The following is a 791-nucleotide window of genomic DNA, read 5'->3' as shown; positions in this document are numbered from 1 at the left end:
GTACAACCTAAATTTCCGATGCGAAGTCGACGCCGATGCGACGAGGGTCCTGTCCTTCAACTTCCGTGTGGGCTCACTCGTGCCGCCTGGCGAATGGGCCAGCCGTGGATTCACAAAGTATCGTCTAAACTAGGCCGGCACACCAAACCTAGCCAATTGCCGGCTAACTTCTTGCCAGTCGGCGCAGACGAAATCGGCACCGGCAGCCGTCAGTCGCGCGGCGTGCTCGGCATAGGTATGGCCGCCGCCGGTGTAGCCGATCGCCGTCATGCCGGCGGCGATCGCGCCCTGGATGCCGAAGGGCGAGTCCTCGATGACGATGCAGTCAACGGGATTGGCGCCGATCTTGTCCGCCGCGAAGAGGAAGATGTCCGGCGCGGGTTTGCCGTTCTTGACCATCGAGGAACTGTAGATCGCATCGCCGAAGAAACGCGCCAGCCCGGTCACCGCAAGGCTGTGGTTTATGCGCTCGACGGAGGAGGACGAGGCGACACAGCGGTCGCCTGCAAGCGCCTCCAGAAAGGCAGTGATTCCCGGTGTCGGCTTCAATTCCTGCGAGAACAGCACCTTGGTCTCGGCCCAGATGTCGCCGTCCGCCGCCGCCGGAAACTGGTGGCCGGTCAAATCTTTGATCCTGGCGATGATATCGGACTGCTTCATGCCGATGCATTGGGCGATGATGCTGGTGTTGACGCCGGGCATGCCGTGCTTTTCGTAGACGCGCTCATAGGCGCGGGCGGCCAGAGGCTCGCTGTCGACAAGAACGCCGTCGCAATCGAAAATAATAGGCC

The 791-nt window shown here is 61.7% G+C and carries 2 protein-coding genes; one reads left to right on the top strand and one right to left on the bottom strand.

The window, feature by feature from the left end; all coding sequences use genetic code 11:
* Positions 1-133, top strand: a 133-nt coding sequence (locus EN991_RS38340) for a DUF930 domain-containing protein (protein WP_127370633.1), incomplete at its 5' end; no start/stop codon positions are given.
* Here EN991_RS38340 and EN991_RS38335 read toward each other — a convergent pair.
* The coding region (locus EN991_RS38335; RefSeq protein WP_164769768.1) for an HAD family phosphatase at positions 130-791 on the bottom strand (662 nt) is incomplete at its 5' end. The two genes, EN991_RS38340 and EN991_RS38335, sit on opposite strands and share 4 nt — an antisense overlap.

Source organism: Mesorhizobium sp. M7A.F.Ca.US.005.03.2.1, from assembly GCF_003997795.1.
GTDB classification, from domain to species: domain Bacteria; phylum Pseudomonadota; class Alphaproteobacteria; order Rhizobiales; family Rhizobiaceae; genus Mesorhizobium; species Mesorhizobium ciceri.
Note: the sequence above shows the minus strand (reverse complement) of the source record. Positions and strands in the feature narration are given on the sequence as shown.